A 20,874-nucleotide genomic window follows, 5' to 3' on the forward strand; every position below is an offset into this window, starting at 1 on the left:
GTCGCGGTGAGACCCGTCGAGAGAGACGTCCGACCGCCGCCAACCCGCTCTCCGACCGCGATCCGTCCTCTCTCGGCGAAAGTATATCCGTAACACCTCACAATATACTCGACGCGGCTCTCTTATCTCAGGTCGAAACAAAAACGTCCGCGACAACAGACTTAAATCCCATATCTGATAACGTACGAGTATGCGCGACGCGATGGCCCGGCTCCAGGCGACGGTCGCACGGCACCCGAGACTCCTCACGACCCTGCTGTTGGTCGTGTTGTTCGTGGCAGTCGCCGATCCTGTCGCGGCCGCCGACGGTGGGTTCGATGGCGGGCTCGACCTCACTACAGATGGTGGGGTGTCGATCGATGATGGCGGGAGTGAGTACTCCGGCCCGACTAATCCGTGATCCTTCCCGGGTCCCACACAAGCGCACCCTGATGCGATATGGGGTTCGGAAATAGTGAGAGCAGACCGTTCGATCTCTCGTCTCCAAACTCTTGGCTAGTCTCAGAAGAAGACAGCTGATCCTGCATCTGTAGGTAATTACCGACTGTCGCCCCCACTTTGACAGGTGAGTTCCACGACATTGTGATGATCTTCTCTCCGTTCCCATCACTGGAGACATGGTACTCTCCCGGAATGCCGTTTTCAGCCTCTGCAACTCTGTGCGTCCCGTCACCCACACTCACGTACCCGCTCGGATCGTCGACGGATCGCGCCACGTCCAGCGCCCGCTCGACGGACCAGCCGTGCGCGACGAGTCGGGCCCAGTCGCAGCCCACCTGCGCGGCCGTCTCGCCGAACACCGCGCGGGTCGTCGCAGCGCCGGCGACGGCACCGCGCTTCACCAGTTTCTCGCCGAAGCCGAGCGATCCGCAGGCGTTCAGGAAGAACGCCTCGACGTTGCACTCGTCGATCTCCTCGACGGCGAGCGTGCCGTCGGAACACCGCAGCCCGGTGTCCTCGCAGTGACCGACGAAGTGGAGCAGGTCCGTCGGCCGTTCGAGCGCTCGTCGCAGCCCGGCCGTGCCGGGCTCGGACAGCAGGCGGACGTCCATCGGCAGATCTCGTTCCCGGTAGTAGTCCGCTACTTCTTCGTCGTTGACGAACTCCTCGGCCGCCTGGACGACCGTCACTGAAAGGTCGCCGTCCGTGAGCGGCTTGAGGCGGGGGAGCCCGTCACCGACGACGTTGAACGCGTTCAGCGCCCGCCGCGGGCCGTGCCACCCGACCGTTCGGGCGCGCTGTTCTGGCCCGATCATCACGTCACCCGCAGTGTGTCGCTTCCGGCTCCGAGTGGTGCGCTGTGACCACTGCCCCTGATCCGTCAGGGTCTCTAACTGCGCGCCGCTGGGGCTGTACACGTCCGCCAGTCGGCCGAGATAGTGCGACAGCGCGGGCACGCGCTTGAACTCCGGCTCGACGTGGAGTCCGAGGTGCCACTCCGGAAGCCGGTCGAGGAAGCCGTCGTCTGGGTCACCGTCGTCGCCGAGAACGTTCGTCGTGTCGAGGTAGCGCCGGACCCGCTCGGCCAGCGGGGTGTCGTACAGTCGGACGGCGTCGAGACCGAGTTCGTCCAGCAGTTCGCGCTCGACGAGATCCGTGCCGTACGGCCCACCCGTCCGTGCGAGACAGTCGAGGAAGAACACGGTCCGCAAGAGCGCGGAGGCGGTCTGGTCGGTGGTCTCGGGATCGTCACCGAGGTGGTACCTCTCGGCACCGACGCGGAGGTGAGTGCCGCTCGCGTCCGGTTCGACGGTCGCCTCGGCCCCGAGGTAGTGGAGGAGTCCCGCGGTCGGGAGGAGATGCGCCAAGCCGTCGTCGTCGGTGCCGGGAACGACGATTTCGGTGTTCGTGTCCGGGCAGTCCGCGAGCGCGCCGTCGACGATCTCTCTGTCGCGGAACTGCATCCGTGGCGGCTGCTTGCGGACGTTGGGGAAACTGCGATCCGGCGTGGTGGTCTGGGTGTTACACCCGAGCGCGGAGAGCCCGCGTGCGACGCCATCGAGGCTCTTCTCGACGTAGATCGCGCCTGGCGACTCCTGGTGGCGACTCTCGAAGCCGATCTCGATCTCCGTCGCTTCGTCGAACACGACTTTAACCGCGTCGGCCGTCCGCTGGACCTGGCCCGTGCCATCTGCGCGAACGTGAACGAGCACGGGCGTTCGCAGGATCACCGCCGTATCGGGGCCGATGGCGGCGGTGTCGCCGTCGGTGAGCTGGCGGTGGTCGGGGTTGTTGGCGGCGAGGTTGACCACCGTCACGGCCACCGGCGGCGCGGTGAAGCCGGTCGTCTCCGTGTGATGGCGCTTCTGCGGGTCGTAGCCCACCTCGGTGAACGCAGTCAGCCCCGGTCCGTCAGATTGGAGCTCCGGCTCCTCGTTGGCGTCGAACTCCAACTGTACCGTGTCTCGAAAGTCGTCGATCACAGTTAGCTTTCCAGATTCCCCTTCGGTGAACTTCATGTGTGATCCAGTGAGATACGCACTGATTTAGTAGTACCGATTAATAGCTGTGTTCAAAGCAAAGCGGAGCGATAGTGAGAGGGGCGAAACGTGTCGAGAGTCACGGAGCGTCTGTCGTCGATCGCGGTGTCGGTCGCTCTGCCGGCGTCAGAAGACGTACGTCTCGTCCGGGCGAGCACTGGAGACGCACCTGGAACCCCGATCACCCAGTGGAATCCCGATTCCGTCACCGTCGTGTGGTCACCCCACGAGCCCGTCGTACGCTCGGCGGTGAGCGACAGTGAGGACAGCGAGGAAGCCGACCGCGGCGTACACGGCCGGGACGAACGCTGCGACACTCTCCGCAGTGATGCCCGCGAAATCGGCGAAGAACGCACCGTTCAGCGGCCCGAGGTACCAGACGCCGAGATACGACGCCTCGAACAGCCGTTGTGAGCCCGTCCACAGCCCGGCCACGAGTGCGAGTGAGGGTGGAAACAGTACCGTCCCCAGCAGTCCGACAGCCACCTCTGGGCCGGCACCAGCGACCGACAGCACGAACGCGCCCCCGGTGACAGCCAGCCCGATCAGACAACCGGCCGCCCACTCGGCGAACAGTTGTCCGACGGGGTACTGCGACGCACGGATCTGTTCGATGATCCCGGCGCGGGCGGTCTCTGCTCCGATCCGAGACCAGACGAAGATCGGCCACACCGCTGCCAGCAACAACACCGCCTGGCCGCCACTGTCGGTTCCTGTGGCTGCGAGCCACACCGGCACCCCCGCGAGCGCCACGGCACCGAGATACCACCACCACGGGTGTCCACGGAGGAGCCGGCGGAGTTCGACGGCCAGCAGACGGCCGAACCCACCGGACTGCTTCCCTTCAACCGGCGTGAGCGACAGTTCGTCGATCCGTGGACGGCTATCCGGTGGGCTCACCGACCCGCCGCCGTCGCCTCGGAGTGACGGGAGCGTGGGCAGGATTGAGCGAACGGACACCGACGGGACGCGTCTCGCCACCGGTCCCGGTGTCGTCTCGCGGAACCGAGTGAAAGGCACACTCGCAGCGACTGTGAGGACGACCCCGACTGACGCACACCCGAGTCGCTGGAGGAAGAACCACGCCGGCCAACGACCACCCTCGTAGCGGAACGTCTGTTCGAGCGTCCCACCGGTGCCGAAGCTCACGAACCCACGGTCGAACGCCGGGTAGCCAGACCGAACGGCGTCGAACGTCAACTCGTGGGCCAACACCCGGCCCAGAAGGTCGAACGACCTGGCTCCCGTCTGGACCGCTGCGGGTGTCGCCGTTCCGGACGGCGCGAACAGCCCGCCGACGACGAAGACCATCGACACGAGGTAGACGACGCGGCCGAGTGTCCCGACGAGTAGGTCGATCGTCTCGAACAGAATCGCCACCCCGCCGACGAGAACCGCCAGCGGAACGACCATGACGAACACGGGCCAGGCGATGGCGACGGGGTCTGTCGAGCCGACTCCGTGGACCGCGTGGTTCGCAACGGCTGCGGCTGCCAGCACAGCCGCGGTCAACAGCCCAATCACTGTGTTGCTCCCCAGCTTCCCCAGAAGGTACACCGGAGTCCGGGCGTTGCTGGTGGCGAGAAGGGGACCGTGACCCTGGTGTTCGTCTCGGGCGATCGTCCCACGCATCAGGTAGAACCCACCGAACAAGGTCACCATCGACCCGGCGACACCGGCGTTGAGCCCGGTCATCGGGGCGGTCAGCGCTCCGCTCACCAGACTGTCTTCGACAGAGTAGAACAGTCCGAAGGTGCCGACGTTGATCAGATAGCCGAAGTAGACGACGACCGCCAGAAACGCGAGGAGCTTTCTGGAGCGGAGTCGCGCGAGCAGATCCGTTCGCGCGACGTGGTAGACACGGCGTGCCTCACGCCGCAGCATGGTCTACCGTGTTGAGATACGCATCTTCCAACGTCGCCGCCACCGGCTCGGAGTCGGGGGTCGGAGGCTCGTCGGCGATCAACCGGAGTTCGAACCCCTCTGCTCGCCTGACCGTGTTGCAGACTGGGTACTCCTCACGGAGGCTGTCGGCAGTGTCTCCCGACACGGTGCACGTGTACACCCGCCCCTCGACACGGTCGATCAGCGCCTCGGTCTCGGCATGTGTGATCAGTTCACCGTCGTCGAGAACGGCGACTGTGTCGGCAGTGGCCTCGATGTCACCGATGACGTGTGTCGAGAAGATCACGACACGGTCGCCGGGCGTGTCGGCGAGCGCGTTCCGCATCCGGACGCGTTCTTCTGGATCGAGCCCGACGGTCGGCTCGTCGACGACTAGTAGATCCGGGTCGCCGAGAAGCGCCTGTGCGATGCCGACCCGTTGGTGCATCCCGCCGGAGAAAGTGTCGAGTCGACGGTCGCGGACATCGGCCAGTCCGACCAGACGGAGTAGTTCGTCCGTTCGAGCACTCGCCGTCTCGGAATCGAGTCCGCGAAGCGCGCTAACGTACTCCATGTACTCTTGGAGCTGGAGACTAGAGTACGTGTCGAAGTCCTGTGGTAGATATCCCAGGGCCGACCGGATGGTCTCTGGTGACTCTGTTATCTCCGTTCCGTCCCAGTGGATGGTCCCCTCTGTCGGCTCTGAGACGGTCGTCAGCATCCGCATGAGTGTGCTCTTGCCGGCTCCGTTCGAACCCAGCAGTCCGTGAACGCCGGCGTCTAGTTCGAGTGTAACGTCGCGCACACCCCACGTCTCCGACTCGTACTTCTTCCCGACGTTTTTAATACCGAGTCTCATGACCGACTTATTTGCGAACCTTTGTAATAAATGTGACGGGAAGAACACAATTCGAGCGACGAACCGAGGCGTCGTTCGTGCTCGTCGGCACCGCCGGTAGCCGCCAGCGATCAGTTTGGGGTACGCTCCTGGCGACAGAGCACAGTTCCGTGGCTCGGCCGGTCGCCTCGTAGAACTCGGTCCCGAGTGCACCAGACCGACGGTCGACACGGACGGCTCCCTGAATGGGTGGGCTTCCGTTTGCTACGGTCAGTAGTGACCCATCACACCCCGGCCGCGGGCGGTCTGGACGAACCGGAGCATCACGACGTACCCCAGAACGGCGTACCCGATCCCCGTCGCAGCCAGGATTGCCACCTCACTCCCGGCGAACGTCCACAGGTGCGCATCCTCGGTCATGATCCGCCGGAGGAGGTAACTCCCCTGTGTCAGCGGCAGGAGCTTGAGCGCGGGGTACGCCTCGACGGGCGCTGCGATCAGCCCGACGAACCCGAACTGGATGATGTTGAACACGTTCCCGATGCGCTTGTAGACGACCGCCGCACCACCGAACGCGAAGCCGACGCCGATGACGGAGCTGACAGACAACACGAGCGTCATCAGGATACTGAGTAGATTGAACTGGAGTTGGATGTCCGTCGTCAGCAGCATCGCCACCAGTAACGAGAAGGCGGTCAACACGGCGACGAGCACCTCCGCGACGGCGGTGAACACCGCCACGAGACCGAATCCGCTCCGACACATGTACAGCTGTTCGAGCGTCCCCCAAGACGCCTCGGCAGCGAAGGCGTTTGCGAGACTGTTGTACGCAGAGATGGACGCAGTGACCAAGAAGAATCCGACGACGATCGACGCCAGCGAGTCGTCGAACGCACCGCCGCCGATGGCGCGCCCACCGAACAGCGTCAGCAGGAAGAACACGTAGATCGTCACGATGGACGCCAGCGTGTTGATGGGGTACCTGTACATCAACAGGGCCTTCTTACCGATCACGCCTCGAAACAGTCGTCCACGGGTCCGAACCTCCTCACGCATCGTTCTTGCCAGAGATGGTCGCTCTGTTCCACTCGTCGCCGTCCGTGATCTCCAGATACACCTCACTGAAGTCTACTTCCGTCGTCTCGATGTTCGTGACGGAGACGCCTGCCTCCACCAGACGGCCGAGTAGACTGTGCAACTGTTCCGTGTCTTCGATCGAGACTTCGATCCTGTCGTGTCCGTCGCGCTTCGAATCGCCGACGACGTCGAACTCGTCTCTGATCCGGGACAGCGTCGCCTCGTCGGCGCTGCTCAACGAGAGAGCGACGTTCTGTCTGTCGAACAGTTCCATCAGTTCGTCGACGGACTCGTCCGCGATCACCTCTCCGTCCGACATGACGATGACGCGGTTACAGATTTCTTCGATCACCTCCATGTCATGACTCGACACGATCACTGTCAGTCCCCCCTCACCGACGAGCGTCGTTAGCTGCCGGCGTAGCTCCAGAGAACTCTCGACGTCCAAGCCCAGTGTCGGTTCGTCCAAAAACAGCACGTCGGGTCGACGTGCGAGTGCGGTCACGATCCCCGCTTTCTGTTTCATCCCCCGTGACAGCTCGTTAACCGTCGTATTCAATTTGTCCTCGAGACCGAACGCTTCGTACAACTCCTCGTGTCTCTCCCGGTGCTCTGCCGGGTCGTGTCCGGCCAGCCGGCTGAAGAAACGGACGTTCTCCCGAACGGTGAGTCGCCAGTACGTCGTCCGAGCGCCTTCGAGGACAGCGGAGACGCGCGCGAACGTGCGCTTCGGGTTGTCGTCGACGCTGAACCCGTCGATCTGAACCTTCCCGTCTGTCGGACGAACGAGGCCGAGCATCGACTTGATAACGGTCGTCTTCCCCGCGCCGTTGTGGCCAAGTAGCCCCGTGATCGAACTGCGGTCTATCTCGAAGGAGACATCGTCCACAGCGATGACTGAATCTTCACTGTCACCGTACTCCTTCTTGAGACCCCGAACCGATACTATTGGTTCATCCACAGCGGTTTCAGTTCTGCTCACAAAGATACTCCTAACCAAATATTTAAAAAGTTTTTGTTGGTTGGCTGGGCTGCAGGAGGTACTAAGACTCACCGGGCGGTGTCACGTCGACACCGTCCGGTGTCGGACGACACACAAGTCGTTCATCTGGAGCGGCCGTCGGCCTGCTTCCTGGGCTCGTAAGGGGGAACTGTTGTTCGTACGGCGGGGTCTCGTCGTCGGAAACGGCGACCAGACGTGACCCACGGGGGATGAACCCGCGTTCGACCACCGTCTCGAACGCCGCTTCGATCTCCTCAGAAGAGACGCTGAGGTGTCTCCGTTCCGTCACCGTCTCGTCTCGTGTGCGTATCTCCGACTCTACGGCTACTCCGACACCACCTACAGTGTACGGACTCCAAGCCGGGACGGGAAGATCTGCGGTCCGCGTCGTCCGTAGCTCCGGCGAGCATGTCTCTGTGCCGACTACCTCGACGTGCGATAGCTCGGCTGTCTCTGTCTCTTCGTCCACACCGAAGTAGTGGACAGACAGACTAACACTGATCGACTCCACCTCCCAGACAACGTTTCGACCGACGAAATCGACCACGACTGTGGCTGTGTCCCCCGTCTCAGCTCGACGCCGGTCGAGCCAGACGGTCAACTTCGAGTCTCCGTCCACAACCCTTCCGAGCGACATCTCTCTGTTCATGTAAGGTGCTTGTGAGCTCCAGATACAAAGATCGGCCGGTAGAAACTCTTCTGTGCCGACACAGTGATCCCCTTCCGAACGAGATCACGTCTCACTCGCCGTCGGACTCGTCCGAGCGGACGGCTTCGAGCGTGGTCTCGATACGGTCGTCCAACGGATCGAGGATTTCTCGGCGAAACGCCTCACGGGTTCGGTCTCCATCGGTGAACTGACCGCGCTCGTCGACCCAGGACCCAGGAAACTGCCCGTACAACTGTCGTTGGAGGAACTCGACGCCGTGGTCGACGACGTCGTCGTACACCGACACAATCGGTGTGTCTGCGAGTTCGGCCAACGCCTCCGAACCGCGTTCGAGACTGTAGTCGGCCAGTGCCGACAGCGCCGTGCCGAGCGTGTCGAGTTGGTCGTCGACAGCGTCGTGTGTGATGTTTCGGGCCGGTGACTCTCGACGAATCTGGTGCCAGTCTCGCGCGACTGTCCGACACAACATCCCGAACACGATCGTCGGGTGGTAGTGACACCGCCAGCCCACCTCGTTGTCTTCCCACAGCTCTGGGTTGACGCCGGTGTACGTCCGCAGTTCCAGTGGGTCGTCTGTGGGAAAACGCAGTGCCCCGTCGCCGCCGACCCGGTCCGCCAGCCAGCCGAGCACGTACCGGACCAGTCCGGGTGGTACCTGACGTTGGAGCACACCGACGAACAACAACTCCACGACGGCGTCGACGTGATCCTCCGCGAGAAACCGAAACAGGAGCCCCAGAATCGTGTCCGGAGCCTCGTACGACAACGGTTCGTCCGGAAACTCCGCTCGGTCGTTCCCGAGGTTGTGGTAGAACAACAGTTCGTGTGTTATCCCGTAGGCAGCTCCGATGTCCGCGTCGACGGCGTTGATCCGACAGCTGGTGTAGCCGTGTTCGAGCAAGGCTTGCGGGTCGAAATCGTCCGGCCGAATACCGTACACCAGACAGGTGTGCCAGTAGTCCAACTGTCTCGATACCGGGCGACCGGGCTGTCTCGCGGCCGAGAGTGTTGCCGTCCGCTCGAACAACCGTTCGACACGCGCCGGAAGGTCGTCCTGTCGAGACAGCGCCGCCAAGGGGTACGCCAGATGTGGGAACTGACGTGGGTGTCGCAGGAACTGTCTGTAGTAGTCCGGTGTCGTCGCCCGCTCGGTGAGAAGCTGCCGACAGGCTGCCGGGCCGTCGTCTCCGTGAGCGAACGAGCTGTCCAGATACATTGCAAGCTCACAGAACGCCTTCTGACGCACCTCTCTGCGTCTCGACTGCCCGACAAGGGGGTCGAACCGGGCGGCGTTCTCGCCGAGCCAGCAGTCGGTCCCGACGACGAGCCGCCGTGCAGTCTCGACGACCTCTCCGCAGGAGACGGGATCGACACTCGTCACGGCCACCCACCCACGGTTGTCGACTCGAACTGGACGAGCGACGGGAGTGACGGCTCCAACAGCCTGAGGAACCCGTACCCCACCCCGGTCGTCCCGAGGAACAACACGGGGTTCGACAGTCCGGTGATCCCGCCGTGTGTGATGCTGTACTGTCCGGTCTCCGATCGACGTTCGAGAACCACGTGTGCGAGCCCGCGTGGCCGCTCCATCGACACGAGATCTGCGGTCTCGTCGTGAGACGCCAGCCCCACCAAGAGGTCCAACACGCCGGCGTTTCCGTGACACAACGAGTCGTGAGCCAGGAGCCCACTATCGAGCGCCTCGGCGACCCGGCGCGCGTCTCGACGGAGGGTGTCGCTACCGTGTACCGAGAGGCTTCCGAGGCGGGTGGCACCGACGCCGGTCTTCCCGCTACACCACCAGTCGGTGTAGTCACGCACACCGCCGAAGTTTGCCTTCCAATTTCGCTCGTGTGGACTGTAGAACGTGTTCTCGAACGCGACCGCCTCCTCTGCGATCTTGATGTACCGCTCGTCTTCAGTGTGGGCACCGAGGCGGTAGAGGGCGTGAGCGATGCCGCCAACTCCGTGGGCTGCACCCACTGCGGCACTCCCGACTCCGTCGACCCGGCTCGTGTCCCAGACGCTGTAGCCGTTCCACTTCTCGAACCGCTCCGATAGGAGGTGTTTCCCACAGGCGTGTGCTGTCTCCAGCGCCGTGTCGTCGCCGCTGGCCTCGTAGTACGCCAGCAGTCCGTGGACGGTCCCAGCGGCTCCCAACAGAACGTCGTACTGTCGGTCGTCGGCGACGGTCTCCCGGTCAATCGCCTGGACGACCTCACTGGCCCGGTCGGCGTACACCGGCTCACCGGTGAGTCCGGCCAACAACGTCAGGCCGTACACTGTCGACCCGACACCGCTCCCGACGCCGATATCTGGGCGGGCACAGACGGTCTCCGGGTCCGTCTGGAGACACCGGTCCGCCCACGCGCGTGCGGAGTCAGTGTAGGAGTCAGTCTCCGTTACCGCCGCGAGCGCGGCGAAGTAGACGGCAACGCCGAGTCGGCCACAGAACACGCCGGGCTTGGCCGCCGGGTGGACGCCGTTTTCACCCTCGATGTAGCCCACAGTCTGGACGATCTCGTCGGGGTACCCTATCGCTGGCTCGGGGAGCTGTCTGGCGATCGCCTCTGCGGCCGAGCGGAGTCGGTCGTCCGAGAGGGTCGTCGTCGGTCGGTCTCGTGGTCCGTCGATGGTGTGTTCTGTCATTTTGTGTTATACCTTCCCGTCTGGGTGGATGCGGGGGACGACCCTCGGACTCGACAACGCCGCGCAGATCAGTCCGCGTTGACGGCGTCGGTCCATCGGCCCCAACTGCTCCAGTCGCTCCCGAACCCGTTGGACGCCCGTCCGTTCGGTGAGGTGTTCGACAATCTGTCGGCCGTCGAAGTAGAGTCCTGGGTCGTCGCCAGTGGTCGTGAATCGCGGTACGTCGCCGCGGTGAAGTGCCTCGTGTTCGGCAGCGACGATTCGATCCCAACGGCGATCGTCCAGTTCGGTCATCGATGTCTGTTGTTCCAACACAGGCCGGTCGCGCCGGAGACTCAGTGTACGGCGGATCTCCGCGTCGTACCGGACACCGTGTCTGAGATTCGTCGGAGAGTGCGCCGCACGTCGGACCGACTCGTAGGCTCTCGTCGTCCGGAGGAGGAGCCGAGTCTCGATCTCTTCGAACCGATCTGCGAGCGGCGGCGCGAGGCTGTCTGCGGTTTCGTCGATGGCGTCGTACGTCTGCTCGAACCCATCTACAATCTCTGACTGGAACTGCTTCGGTGGGATGGGACGCCCGTCGTACGTCGGGAAGTTGTCGTCGCGCTCCGCCTTGACTGTCGTGTAGTCGACATCGATCCCGTCGGTGCCGAGATTCTTCCAGTCCAACATCTCAGCGCTCGTCTCTCGGCCCTCGATCCCAGCGTACCCCGACACGCTTCTCGGGAGCGATCCCTGTGGAAGTAGATTTGTCCCGAGAACGGAGCTGTTGAAGACCGTCGTGCGAGCCGCCTGCTGAACGTCCGTCTCGGCTCCCGTTGCCGGTCGGTTGTCCATTTCAAAAATCGTTTCGAGGTCGACGACAACGGGGCCGTCGGCCGTTGCGATCACGTTCTCACAGTGACAGTCGGTCAGATAGAGGACGTACGCGACCGCCAACAGCGCACCGGCCCGTCTGTAGTAGCTAGCGACGGAGTCGACAGTGTCGTGTGACTCCTGTGTCACAACCTCGACCCAGCCGTAGTCACCACGGTCGAGCAACGACGGGACGGGGAGTTCCGGAACGGATACGTCTGCCGCAGCCAGGTCGGCAGTGAGGTCGTGGACCGTCTGTTCCGTCTCCAGCCCCCGTGGCTTGTACACCGCCTCCGTCTCCTCGTCGAACTCGACGAGCAGGACACAGTCGTTCTCGTCGTGACGGTCGCCGGCGGCTGTGAGTCCCGTCACCCGCTGTGGGTCAGTCCGCAACAACGATTCGAGAGCGTCGTCGTCCGACGCGAACCGCTCGGCGAACGATTTGAAACTGTCGTGCCACTGGTCGATCGTCTCGACAAGCAGGCGAGCACCGACGGCGTACTCCTCGAAGAAGTCTGCGGCGCGGCTCTCGAGCACTGCTGTGATGTACTGGTCGTACCACTCGGTCGAGTCGGCCGACAGCCGTCCCTCACGGACAACTGCGGTGTCCCGTTGTGCGACGTACCGGACGAAATCGACGTGGTGTGCCCGCGCGAGCACCTCGGCGAGTCGAGTGGCCAACACCCGCTGACAGTCATCGATGGCGTCGTCCGTCCACAGTTCCGTCGGGGCCGCCCGGTCGAACCGCTCCCACGCCGTCTCGACGTACTGCGAGAGGACGGGCCCGAACGGAACATCCGACAGGTGATCTGGAACCGAGCTGTCGGTTGGATCGAGCCCCGACAGCAGGTCGTCCAGAAGTGTGACCCACTCCGGCAACGACTCCGGTGCTGGCCACCGTTCGAAGGCGACGTAACGGGCTGCTCGTGCCCGGTCGATCCGCTCCCCGTTCCAGTAGCCGGTAGTGATTATCTCTCCGAACTCACTCAGCAGTTCTCGTGTCTCTTCTGTGTGTTCCGCTCGCCTCTCACGGTGTTCGTGCCGGACACGCTCTGTCAGCGACTCCCCGCGTGCCGCTATTTTGTGGTAGTCCGGATTCATGTTCTCTGTCTCATTACTCCTGTCCTACACTAGGTCAAGTAGAAAACTAATAAGTCTTTTGCGCAATGCTTTGAACCCGTATCCGACCGGGCTCCGTCGGCGTCTGTTCACTACGTTCCTGCTCTCACCGCGGCAACTGGTCCGCACGACACTGGTACCGACTCTATCTACCGGTGCTTGCGGATTTACTTTTTTAGTCGTACAAAATAATGTAATACAGCTAGCGTCTACTCAGTAAGTGTTGCTCCAACAGCTGAGCGAGACGCAGGACTCGGCTGCCTCCATCTCCGGGATGTCGTCTTCTGCAGACAGCGTGTGCTTTTCGTCCAGTTCCTCGACCAGTTCGTCCGCGCTAGTTGCTGACATGTGTGGTGTCACCTACCGTTCCGCACCGCATCCTCACCAACAACAGAGAGGGATTAAACCTTTTCTATACTATATCAACATGAATCTCCCGCCTATTACCTTAGTGAGTAATATTTTTATAGAATATAAAAAGAAATAAAAACTCGTGCCGGGAGTGTCACTTGCCACACATCACTCTGCGTTCAACCACAAAGCTGGGTGCTGGTCGCGGCTCCTAGACGGCAGCGCGCCCTCACTCGTCCGTCGACACTACCTTCCCGTTATCTAGTTCGACACAGAGACTTGTCTCGAACCGAGAGGATCGGTCGTCAACTGTTCGAAGCGTCTCTCGTCTCTTCTCGTCAGCTGCGAGCCGTGGAGCCCCTTCATCGTCCCGCTTTACGACATCGAGCATCGTCGACTCCACTCCGTCGTCCCCGACGCTACAGGTCGGAATGATTGCAGTGTTGCGGTTGCGGGCGACTGCGAACCCCTCGTCGAGCGGTGACAGATCGTCGCCACTCCCGAGGAGACTCTCTTCTTGTCGCAGTCGTGGACGCCCCGGTCTGGTGCGGACGAGTCGGCCCAGCCCGTAGAACACGACTGCATCCTCGACGCGGTCAACCCCACGCAACGCTTGTGAACCCTGGACGACGACGATGTCTGCGCCCGCACGGGCGACCGTCTCGACGAACGACCGGACGAACGCCGGGGGTTCGTCGAACGGCCCCCCGTGTGCGTACTCGTGAGAGTGAACGTACACGACGACGGTCTCAGCGTCGGTGGCTGCCCGTGTGACACGTTCCCGCAGTTCGCGTCTGTCGGCCGGGAGCGTCTCTGTCGTCCACCCGTCCGTCGCCCGCCGTGGGTCGTGGACGTACTGTTCGACCGGGAGGCTCGTTCCGGGCCTGTTCACCAACAGCTCGTCACCGTTCCGAACGACCCCGTGATAGCCGTCGCGCTGGACCTCTCGTTTGACCTGCTCCCAGTGGTCGTCGTCCACGATCGTTCTGTGCCGCAGGGGGCACACCCCCGGCCGGCGTGTGCCCCCGCGTGTCTTACCGGCGATCGCGTGTTCGTGAAACGTCGCTGCCGCCGAAATCACCGCCACGTCACCGTCGCTCGTCTCGACTGTCGTCGGGGAACGTGCGTCGGCCAAGTCCCACCCGGTGCCCGCGTGCGCCACGTCGGCGGCGTCGAGTGACCGCCACGCCGCGAACAGCCCCGAGTAGGTGTGATCCAGGACGTGCTCCCCGGCGAGTGTCGCTACGTCGATTCCGACATCGGCGAGACGGCGACCGATATCGTCGGGTGCGGTGTGGATTCCTCCGAGCGACCGATGTGCCGGGTACGACTCGTTTGCCTCTCCTTCGGGCACCGACTCGAGATGTGTCACTGTCACGTCTCCTGTGGAGAGAGTGTCGCCCAACTGTCTCAGGTTGAGCCGAGAGCTACTACAAAACTGCTTCGTGAGAACGGTGTCTCCGGTGAGAACGATATCTCGTGTCATACGTTACCCGTTGCTGAACTGCGAATCAACCGGATTCTTCGACTTGTGCTCCACGATCACAGCGTTGATAATCTCACAACTTATACTTTCGGTACTCGTGAAATAGCGGTGGTCGACACCACTTCAGCGTCCGGAGGGTGCTTTTCAGACACCTACTCCGGCGAGGCTCCGCTCTTCAGCTGGTGTCTCGGGATGTCCTCCTGTCGCAGGCGGCGACGACGTGAGGAAACTACGTTCGCTCCGTTCGAACACCTGACTCCCGCCTGTCCCGCGTCACCGGCGTTCAGTGTCTCCAGCCAGTCTCGTCGTCCGGAACTCGGCTGTGCCAACGCCCACAGGTGTAGTCTCGTCCCCAGTGGTGGCTTCACAGTGATGGGCCACCGGTCGGCGGACCGCAGGGTCTCTCGTCTATCCCGGTGCAGAGTATGGGCCGACCTACTGGCTCACTCACCGTCCAAATCGTCAATTCGAACGCCGACGAGTCCGATGCCGACCGCGTGAGCCGTCCCGACGATGCCCGCCCGGTGGGTGCCGTCCGAGTGCCGCCACGACCCACCGGCGAACACCGTGCCGTCGGCGACCGTCAGCGGCGATACGCCGTACCGTTCCAGTGGTCGAACGCACCGCCAGCGTTGGGGAAGCGCCACCGCCGTCGGAGTGTGTGGTCGACACCTGGCGCGGCGTTCAGCCCGACGAGCACCTGCTGTCTGTCGTCGCTGAACGGCCCGGTCGACGACTCGACCGTCCGTAGGCCGACGAGCGTCGCGTTCCGGTACGACGTCGGGGTCGCCACCGCCGGCGGCGCATCGAGCGGCCCGAGCCCGCCGAGGCGTCGGCCGTTCGTAGCCTCGCCCGTGGAGAGATCGGTGACGAGCGCGAGTTCGGCGGGTCTCGGCGTTCGTGGTCGGCTGGAGCACGCGAGGGAGCTCGTCGACCTCGTGGTCTCGGCGGACGACATCGTTCGAGACGAACCCCGCTCGGAGGCTCCAAGCGACCGTGGTTGTACCTGGACGGAGCGTACGGTGCGGAAAAGTGCCGAGCTGTGCGGACGGTAGGAGTTGAACGCGGTGGGCGAGCAACGGACGACGACGAGTCCGGACGGCTACCGTCGGGACAGGGGTGTGTCGAGGGAGACGAGAGACGAGCGGTGAGAGGTGGTGACCCCCACCCCACTGTTTCATGTGTTCTACCTCTCGGGGACTGTAGCTCGTCCGTCGGCGATCCGGTCGACTCCCACCCCACTGTTTCATGTGTTCCGTCGATGGGAGACTGTAGCTCGTTCGTCGGCGATGCGGTCAACCCTCACCCCACTGTTTCATGTGTTCCGTCGATGGGAGACTGTAGCTCGTTCGTCGGCGATGCGGTCAACCCTCACCCCACTGTTTCATGTGTTCCTCGTTCGGTGTTCGTCGTCGGAGGGTATGCCACAGTCACTACCCTCCCACCCCACCGTTTCGTCTGTTCGGCCCAGACCGGGTCAGAGAGCGTTAGGTCACGTCAAGTCGAATCGGGTCAGTTCGCGTCGGGCGGGTCGTCGTCAGAGTCGTTCGTCAAGCGATCCCACTGGCGAGTCGCCTCTGAGCCCGTTCAGGAGGACATCGGACGGACAGCCAAGTTCGTACTCGTAGTGACGGCCACCACTCCGGCCCCTATTGACTTCCGTCGAATTGACGATTCCGTTCACCATCAGGTCGTTGAGCGTGTTGTGAACCGTTCGTGAGGTGACCGGATCGACATCCACCTCGGAGGCGTACTGCTCGTACCATGCGTACGCCTCGTCGATCTTCGCTGGGAGCTCTTCTCCCTCTTCGAGCCTGAGCATCGCGTAGGCGATCAGCTTCCCGTGCATCGAGAGCCCCTGGACCTCCTCGACGATTGCCCCCTGCTGAATCCGTTCTTCTGCCGCGTGGACGTGTTCGGCCTCAACGACCCCGTCACCCTCCGAGCGGGCCTTGTCGGCGGCCTCGTACAGCAGGTTGAGCGCCGTTCGGGCGTACCCCGAGCGCTGGGCAGCCAGGGCAGCCGTCAGCGGGACGGCGTCGTTGGACAAGACGCCGTCGTGGAACGCGACCTCCGCCCGGTCCTGGAGGATAGTCTTGAGTTCGTTGGCGTCGTACGGCGGGAAGTGGACCTCCTGGTCGCAGAGCGTCGACTTGGCCCGCGGGTCCAGCGAGTCGCGGAACGTCCCGTCGTTGGTGATCCCGATGACCCCGACCTTCGTCTCCACTGGGTCGACGTACGTCGCACTGTTGTCGTTGTTACACCGGGGGAGCTTGTACAGGATGTTGTCGTTGTCGCCGATATTATCGATCTCGTCGAGAGCGATGAGAACGTGCGTCTCGGGGACGCGTCGGAGCTCGTCGAACAGCATCCGATAGATCTCGCCTTCTGGGTAGCCCGTCGTGCTGATCTGGTCGCCGTCACTCTCCACCCGGAGGAGATTCAACAGGTGGGCTGCGACCTGGTACGAGGTGTTGAGATCCTTACACTCCAGGTGGACTGTTCGGAGACTCGGCTCGACGAACCGAGAGTCCTCGTAGCCGAACGCCTCGATACTCTCCTCGATGTTCTGGAGGACTGCCTTCGTGCCGATCGTCTTGCCCACCCCGGTCGGGCCGTAGACGAACACGTTCCGCGGGCGCTTGTTCCTGACTACCTCCTTGAACTTGTTCTGGTACTCGGCCAGTTTCTCGTCCCGTTCGAGAATCCGCTCGGGAAAGTGGTCGCGGAGGGCGTCCTCGTCGTGAAAGATGCCGTCGCCCGGGGTCAGAGGCTCCATGCGTCGACACGCGAAGGGAACTCACTTAATACCACAGCAACCACGCTTTCATCTGTTTCATGTGTTTCATCTGTACCGTATCACACACCCCACTGTTTCATCTGTTCCTGGGGACGGCGGTCGTCCAGTCTGTCTTCCGGTCGAGCGTCTGCCTCGCCGAGCTGGCGGGCGAACACTCCGAACGAACACCCCACCGTTTCATCTGTTCTCGGGATCGGGTGCCGGCGAACACTGCAGCAGTCGGGACTCATCGCCACCTGTGAGACGGACCACTTGGGTTCACGTTGTCGAGGTTCTCGAGGGAACGAGAGCCGGCAACCCCCACCCCACTGTTTCATGTGTTCTGCTCGTCTGAACGGGGGGGAGGGGTTCACAGACTATTACTGTGGCAGAAAAGACTATAATGCCACAGTACGTACAGCACCGAACGCTAATTAGAAAACGGCGTTAAGTGTAGTTTCGTCAACAGTTTACCGTGGTGACGCGACCCCCCTCCCCACCCTCCCCCGAGAACACATGAAACAGTGGGGTGGGGGTTGGTCCTTCGAGCCTCCGTCTCACCACGCCCAGGCAATCCGAACGCCGAGCGTCCACTCGACGGACCACACGCTGGCCGGGGCCGTCGTCGGGATCTGAACGCCGTCGGTGTCGAGCACGGACGGCACGAGCGTCCCGAAGCGGAACGAGCCCGTCGCCTCGTAGCGGCCCGGTGCCGTGGTCCGCTCCGTCGCCCGGAGTTGGTACCGGCGGGTCGTCGCCGCACCGGGGTCGTACCGTTCGTGGCTCAACGACGACTGGACCGCGAGACTCCGCAGTGGCGGCAGGTGCGACAGCGGCGCGTCGGGGAAGAACGTCGGGACGAACTCGGAGCCGCGCCCGTCGACCGCTTCGAAAGTGACGTGCCCGAACGGCTCCGGTGGTCCGCCGAACACCACCACGGCGCGGTCGCTCCGGTTACGCGCCGTCAGCGCGAACGTCGCCGGCGCGCCAGGACCGACGAGCCCGTCCGCGGCCGCCGCCTCGACGGCCACGGGTGGCGGCCCGTCGGCCTGCGTCGGCACGACCGCGAACGCCCGTGCGTGGTCGTCGCCGAACCCGACGACCCACTCGACGCCCGCGAGCGCCTCGCGGACCGCGCTCGGATCGCCGACCCCGTCGCAGTCTCCACAGTTGTCGGCCACCCCGGCGACCGTCCGGAGCGCCTCCGCTACCGACGGCGCGAACGACGACAGCGCCGCCGTCTCCGCCGAGCGATCCAGTTCCTCGGCGTCGACCACCCCGGCGCGTCCGAGCGCGTACGCCCGCTCCGGGCGGTCGTGTATCACCTCGAAGTCGACCTGCTCGACCTCGAACACGCGGGCCGCGCCGGCGACGCCCACCGCGGACACCGACGCAATGACACCGCGGAGGAACCGTCTCCTGTTCACGTCCGACGGTCGCAGCAAGGGCGCTTCAACCCGACGGCCGAGTGTCGAGTCTGCTCGGACGCCTGGACGACCGTCACCGAGAGGTCGCCGTCCGTCAGCGGTCGGAGCCGCGGGAGCCCGTCCCCGACGACGTTGAACGCCTGCAGCGCCCGCCGGGGACCGTGCCACCCGACCGTCCGGGCACGTTGTTCCGGCCCGATCATCACGTCGCCGGCGGTGTACCCCTGGCGGCTCCGGGTCGTCCGCTGTGACCACCGGCCACGATCCGTCAGCGTCTCCAGTTGCGCGCCGCTGGGGCTGTACACGTCGGCCAGTCGACCGAGGTAGTGCGACAGCGCCGGCACGCGCTCCAGCTCCGGATCGACGTGGAGTCCGAGGTGCCACTCCGGGAGCCGGTCGAGGAAGTCGCCGCCGGCGTTGCCTCCGTCTCCGTCGCCGCCGCCGGTGTCGCCGCCGAGGACGCCCGTCGTGTCGAGGTACCGCCGAACCCGCTCGGCGAGCGGGGTGTCGTACAGCCGGACGGCGTCGAGTCCGAGTTCGTCCAGGAGCTCGCGCTCGACGAGGTCCGTGCCGTACGGGCCACCCGTTCGAGCGAGACAGTCGAGGAAGAACACCGTCCGGAGGAGCGCCGAGGCCGTCTGGTCGGTCGTCTCGGGGTCGTCGCCGAGGTGGAACGTCTCCGGGCCGACGCGGAGGTGGGTCCCGCTCGCGTCCGGATCGACCGTCGCCTCGGCACCGAGGTAGTGGAGCAGTCCGGCCGTCGGCAGGAGGTGCGCCAGTCCGTCGTCGTCGGTTCCGGGAACGACGACCTCCGTGTCCGTGTCCGGGCAGTCCGCGAGCGCGCCGTCGACGGACTCTCTGTCGCGGAACCGCATCCGTGGCGGTTGCTTGCGAACGTTCGGGAAGCTGCGGTCCGGCGTGGTCGTCTGCGTGTTACACCCGAGCGCGGAGAGCCCGCGTGCGACGCCGTCGAGACTCTCCTCGACGTAGATCGAGCCGGGCGAGTCCTGGTGGCGACTCTCGAAGCCGATCTCGATTTCGGTCGGCTGGTCGAACTCGACCTCGACCGCTTCGGCCGTCCGCCGCACTCGGCCCGTCCCGTCGGCGCGGACGTGGACGAGCACGGGCGTTCGGAGGATCACGGCCGTGTCCGGGCCGACGGCCGCGGTGTCGCCGTCGGTGAGCTGGCGGTGCTCCGGGCCGTCGGCGGCGAGGTCGACCACCGTCGCGGCCACCGGCGGCGCGGTGAAGCCCGTCGTCTCCGTGTGGTGACGCTCCTGCGGGTCGTAGCCCACCTCCGTGAACGCGGTCAGTCCCGGGCCGTCGGACCGGAGTCCTGGCTCCGCGTCGGCGTCGAACTCCAGTTGTACCGTGTCCCGGAACTCGTCGATCACGCTCAGTGTTCCGGACTCTCCTTCGGTGAAGTTCATGTGAGTTCCAGTAGAGCACGTATCGATTTAGTAGTACCGATAGATAGCTGTGTTCAAAACAGAACAAGACGATAGTGTAGCCACACGGAGCACGCGAGTGTCGGCGACACGCGAGGAGATTGCCGAGGCGTCGCGTCAGCGTGTCCCCGACCGACGCGACCGTAACTACGAGGACGGCTGATAGCGACGTACACCGCCGACGCCGTCGCACTCCTGTCCACCTCGTCGACGCGCTCCCGCAGCGGGCTGGCCGAGTGTTCGTCGAGACCGAAGTGGGTGAGAGCGTCGTCGAGGCACCGAGGACGGCTCTCGCCGAGGTGCTGTGCTCCGTCTTCCGCGACGAGAACGTCCGCGAGACCACGCTCTCGGCGACGCCGAAGAACGTCTACCGGGCACTGATCGGCAACGGTCTCGTCTCCGTCGCCCCGGTCGACGACGAGGAACTGACCGAGTACCCGAAGCTCGGGCACGGGTTCAGCGTCCGCGACGGACTGATCGTCGTCAGCCACCGTGCACAGAGAACGGACGCGACTCTCACCACCGACGGTGTCGTCTGTGACGCCGGTTACGACGCTGTCTGGGAGTGACGGCTGTCGTCGTCGCTCCCGAGCGGGTCCGGCCTCGCTGCTGTCGACTCGCCACCGCACAGTGTGTCGTCGTGGCTCGACGGCGGAGAACACAGAGCGGGTCGGGGAGCCCGTCGCCAGTCTCGACCGAGAGATCCACACGCACGGCCGGTCCCGCCGGGCTGACTGTCCGACCCCGGCGAGGGATCTGCCCCGAGTCCGCCGTCACTCGTCGCCCGGTGTGCCGGCGCCGTGTCCGA

General features: G+C 64.1%; 17 protein-coding genes. 2 read left to right on the forward strand and 15 right to left on the reverse strand.

Translation table 11 applies throughout. The features are described 5' to 3' along the window. Positions 1–190: 190 nt before the first annotated feature. Positions 191–400 carry a hypothetical protein gene (locus RYH79_RS16435; protein WP_370901330.1) on the forward strand — a complete coding sequence of 70 codons (210 nt, stop codon included), beginning with the start codon at positions 191–193 and terminating at the stop codon, positions 398–400. On the opposite strand, the gene RYH79_RS16440 is transcribed toward RYH79_RS16435, so the two are convergent. From RYH79_RS16440 to RYH79_RS16510, 15 genes are all read right to left on the reverse strand, one after another. After that, positions 390–2,459 carry a hypothetical protein gene (locus RYH79_RS16440; protein ID WP_370901332.1) on the reverse strand — a complete coding sequence of 690 codons (2,070 nt, stop codon included), beginning with the start codon at positions 2,457–2,459 and terminating at the stop codon, positions 390–392. The genes RYH79_RS16435 and RYH79_RS16440 overlap by 11 nt on opposite strands. Positions 2,460–2,699: 240 nt before the next feature. After that, positions 2,700–4,364 carry a hypothetical protein gene (locus RYH79_RS16445; RefSeq protein ID WP_370901334.1) on the reverse strand — a complete coding sequence of 555 codons (1,665 nt, stop codon included), beginning with the start codon at positions 4,362–4,364 and terminating at the stop codon, positions 2,700–2,702. Continuing rightward, positions 4,351–5,223, reverse strand: coding sequence for an ATP-binding cassette domain-containing protein (locus RYH79_RS16450; RefSeq protein WP_370901336.1), 873 nt, complete (start codon positions 5,221–5,223; stop codon positions 4,351–4,353). Before RYH79_RS16450 ends, RYH79_RS16445 begins: the two co-directional genes overlap by 14 nt. A 249-nt stretch (positions 5,224–5,472) precedes the next feature. Beyond that, positions 5,473–6,216 carry a heme exporter protein CcmB gene (locus RYH79_RS16455; RefSeq protein WP_370901338.1) on the reverse strand — a complete coding sequence of 248 codons (744 nt, stop codon included), beginning with the start codon at positions 6,214–6,216 and terminating at the stop codon, positions 5,473–5,475. A gap of 34 nt (positions 6,217–6,250) precedes the next feature. Continuing rightward, positions 6,251–7,333: an ABC transporter ATP-binding protein gene (locus tag RYH79_RS16460; RefSeq protein WP_370901340.1), complete on the reverse strand. Its 1,083-nt coding sequence runs from the start codon at positions 7,331–7,333 to the stop codon at positions 6,251–6,253. Further along, positions 7,323–7,931, reverse strand: a complete 609-nt coding sequence (locus RYH79_RS16465; protein ID WP_370901342.1) for a sporulation protein — start codon at positions 7,929–7,931, stop codon at positions 7,323–7,325. The genes RYH79_RS16460 and RYH79_RS16465 overlap by 11 nt, the downstream gene beginning before the upstream one ends. A gap of 91 nt (positions 7,932–8,022) precedes the next feature. Continuing rightward, complete coding sequence (locus RYH79_RS16470; protein ID WP_370901344.1) at positions 8,023–9,333, reverse strand: DUF6895 family protein; 1,311 nt, start codon at positions 9,331–9,333, stop codon at positions 8,023–8,025. Beyond that, positions 9,330–10,601, reverse strand: a complete 1,272-nt coding sequence (locus tag RYH79_RS16475) for a lanthionine synthetase LanC family protein (protein WP_370901346.1) — start codon at positions 10,599–10,601, stop codon at positions 9,330–9,332. Before RYH79_RS16475 ends, RYH79_RS16470 begins: the two co-directional genes overlap by 4 nt. Positions 10,602–10,607: 6 nt before the next feature. Further along, positions 10,608–12,557, reverse strand: a complete 1,950-nt coding sequence (lanM, locus tag RYH79_RS16480; RefSeq protein WP_370901348.1) for a type 2 lanthipeptide synthetase LanM — start codon at positions 12,555–12,557, stop codon at positions 10,608–10,610. Between the two features lie 231 nt (positions 12,558–12,788). Beyond that, on the reverse strand, positions 12,789–12,923 hold the full coding sequence (locus RYH79_RS16485) for a hypothetical protein (protein ID WP_370901350.1): 135 nt from the start codon (positions 12,921–12,923) through the stop codon (positions 12,789–12,791). A gap of 232 nt (positions 12,924–13,155) precedes the next feature. After that, positions 13,156–14,412, reverse strand: a complete 1,257-nt coding sequence (locus RYH79_RS16490; protein ID WP_370901352.1) for a CapA family protein — start codon at positions 14,410–14,412, stop codon at positions 13,156–13,158. Positions 14,413–14,995: 583 nt separating this feature from the next. Further along, positions 14,996–15,205 (reverse strand): hypothetical protein, encoded by a 210-nt coding sequence (locus RYH79_RS16495; RefSeq protein WP_370901354.1) that lies wholly within the window; start codon positions 15,203–15,205, stop codon positions 14,996–14,998. A gap of 744 nt (positions 15,206–15,949) precedes the next feature. Then, on the reverse strand, positions 15,950–17,191 hold the full coding sequence (locus tag RYH79_RS16500) for a Cdc6/Cdc18 family protein (RefSeq protein WP_370901356.1): 1,242 nt from the start codon (positions 17,189–17,191) through the stop codon (positions 15,950–15,952). Between the two features lie 557 nt (positions 17,192–17,748). Next, complete coding sequence (locus tag RYH79_RS16505; protein ID WP_370901358.1) at positions 17,749–18,618, reverse strand: hypothetical protein; 870 nt, start codon at positions 18,616–18,618, stop codon at positions 17,749–17,751. After that, positions 18,615–20,048 (reverse strand): hypothetical protein, encoded by a 1,434-nt coding sequence (locus RYH79_RS16510; protein WP_370901360.1) that lies wholly within the window; start codon positions 20,046–20,048, stop codon positions 18,615–18,617. Before RYH79_RS16510 ends, RYH79_RS16505 begins: the two co-directional genes overlap by 4 nt. A 254-nt stretch (positions 20,049–20,302) precedes the next feature. Between RYH79_RS16510 and RYH79_RS16515 the strand changes: the two genes are divergently transcribed. Then, entirely contained in the window at positions 20,303–20,635 is a 333-nt protein-coding gene (locus tag RYH79_RS16515; protein WP_370901362.1) for a hypothetical protein, read from the forward strand. Positions 20,636–20,874 lie beyond the last annotated feature (239 nt).

The sequence above is a fragment of the Halobaculum sp. MBLA0143 genome (assembly GCF_041361465.1).
Taxonomy (GTDB): Archaea; Halobacteriota; Halobacteria; order Halobacteriales; family Haloferacaceae; genus JAHENP01.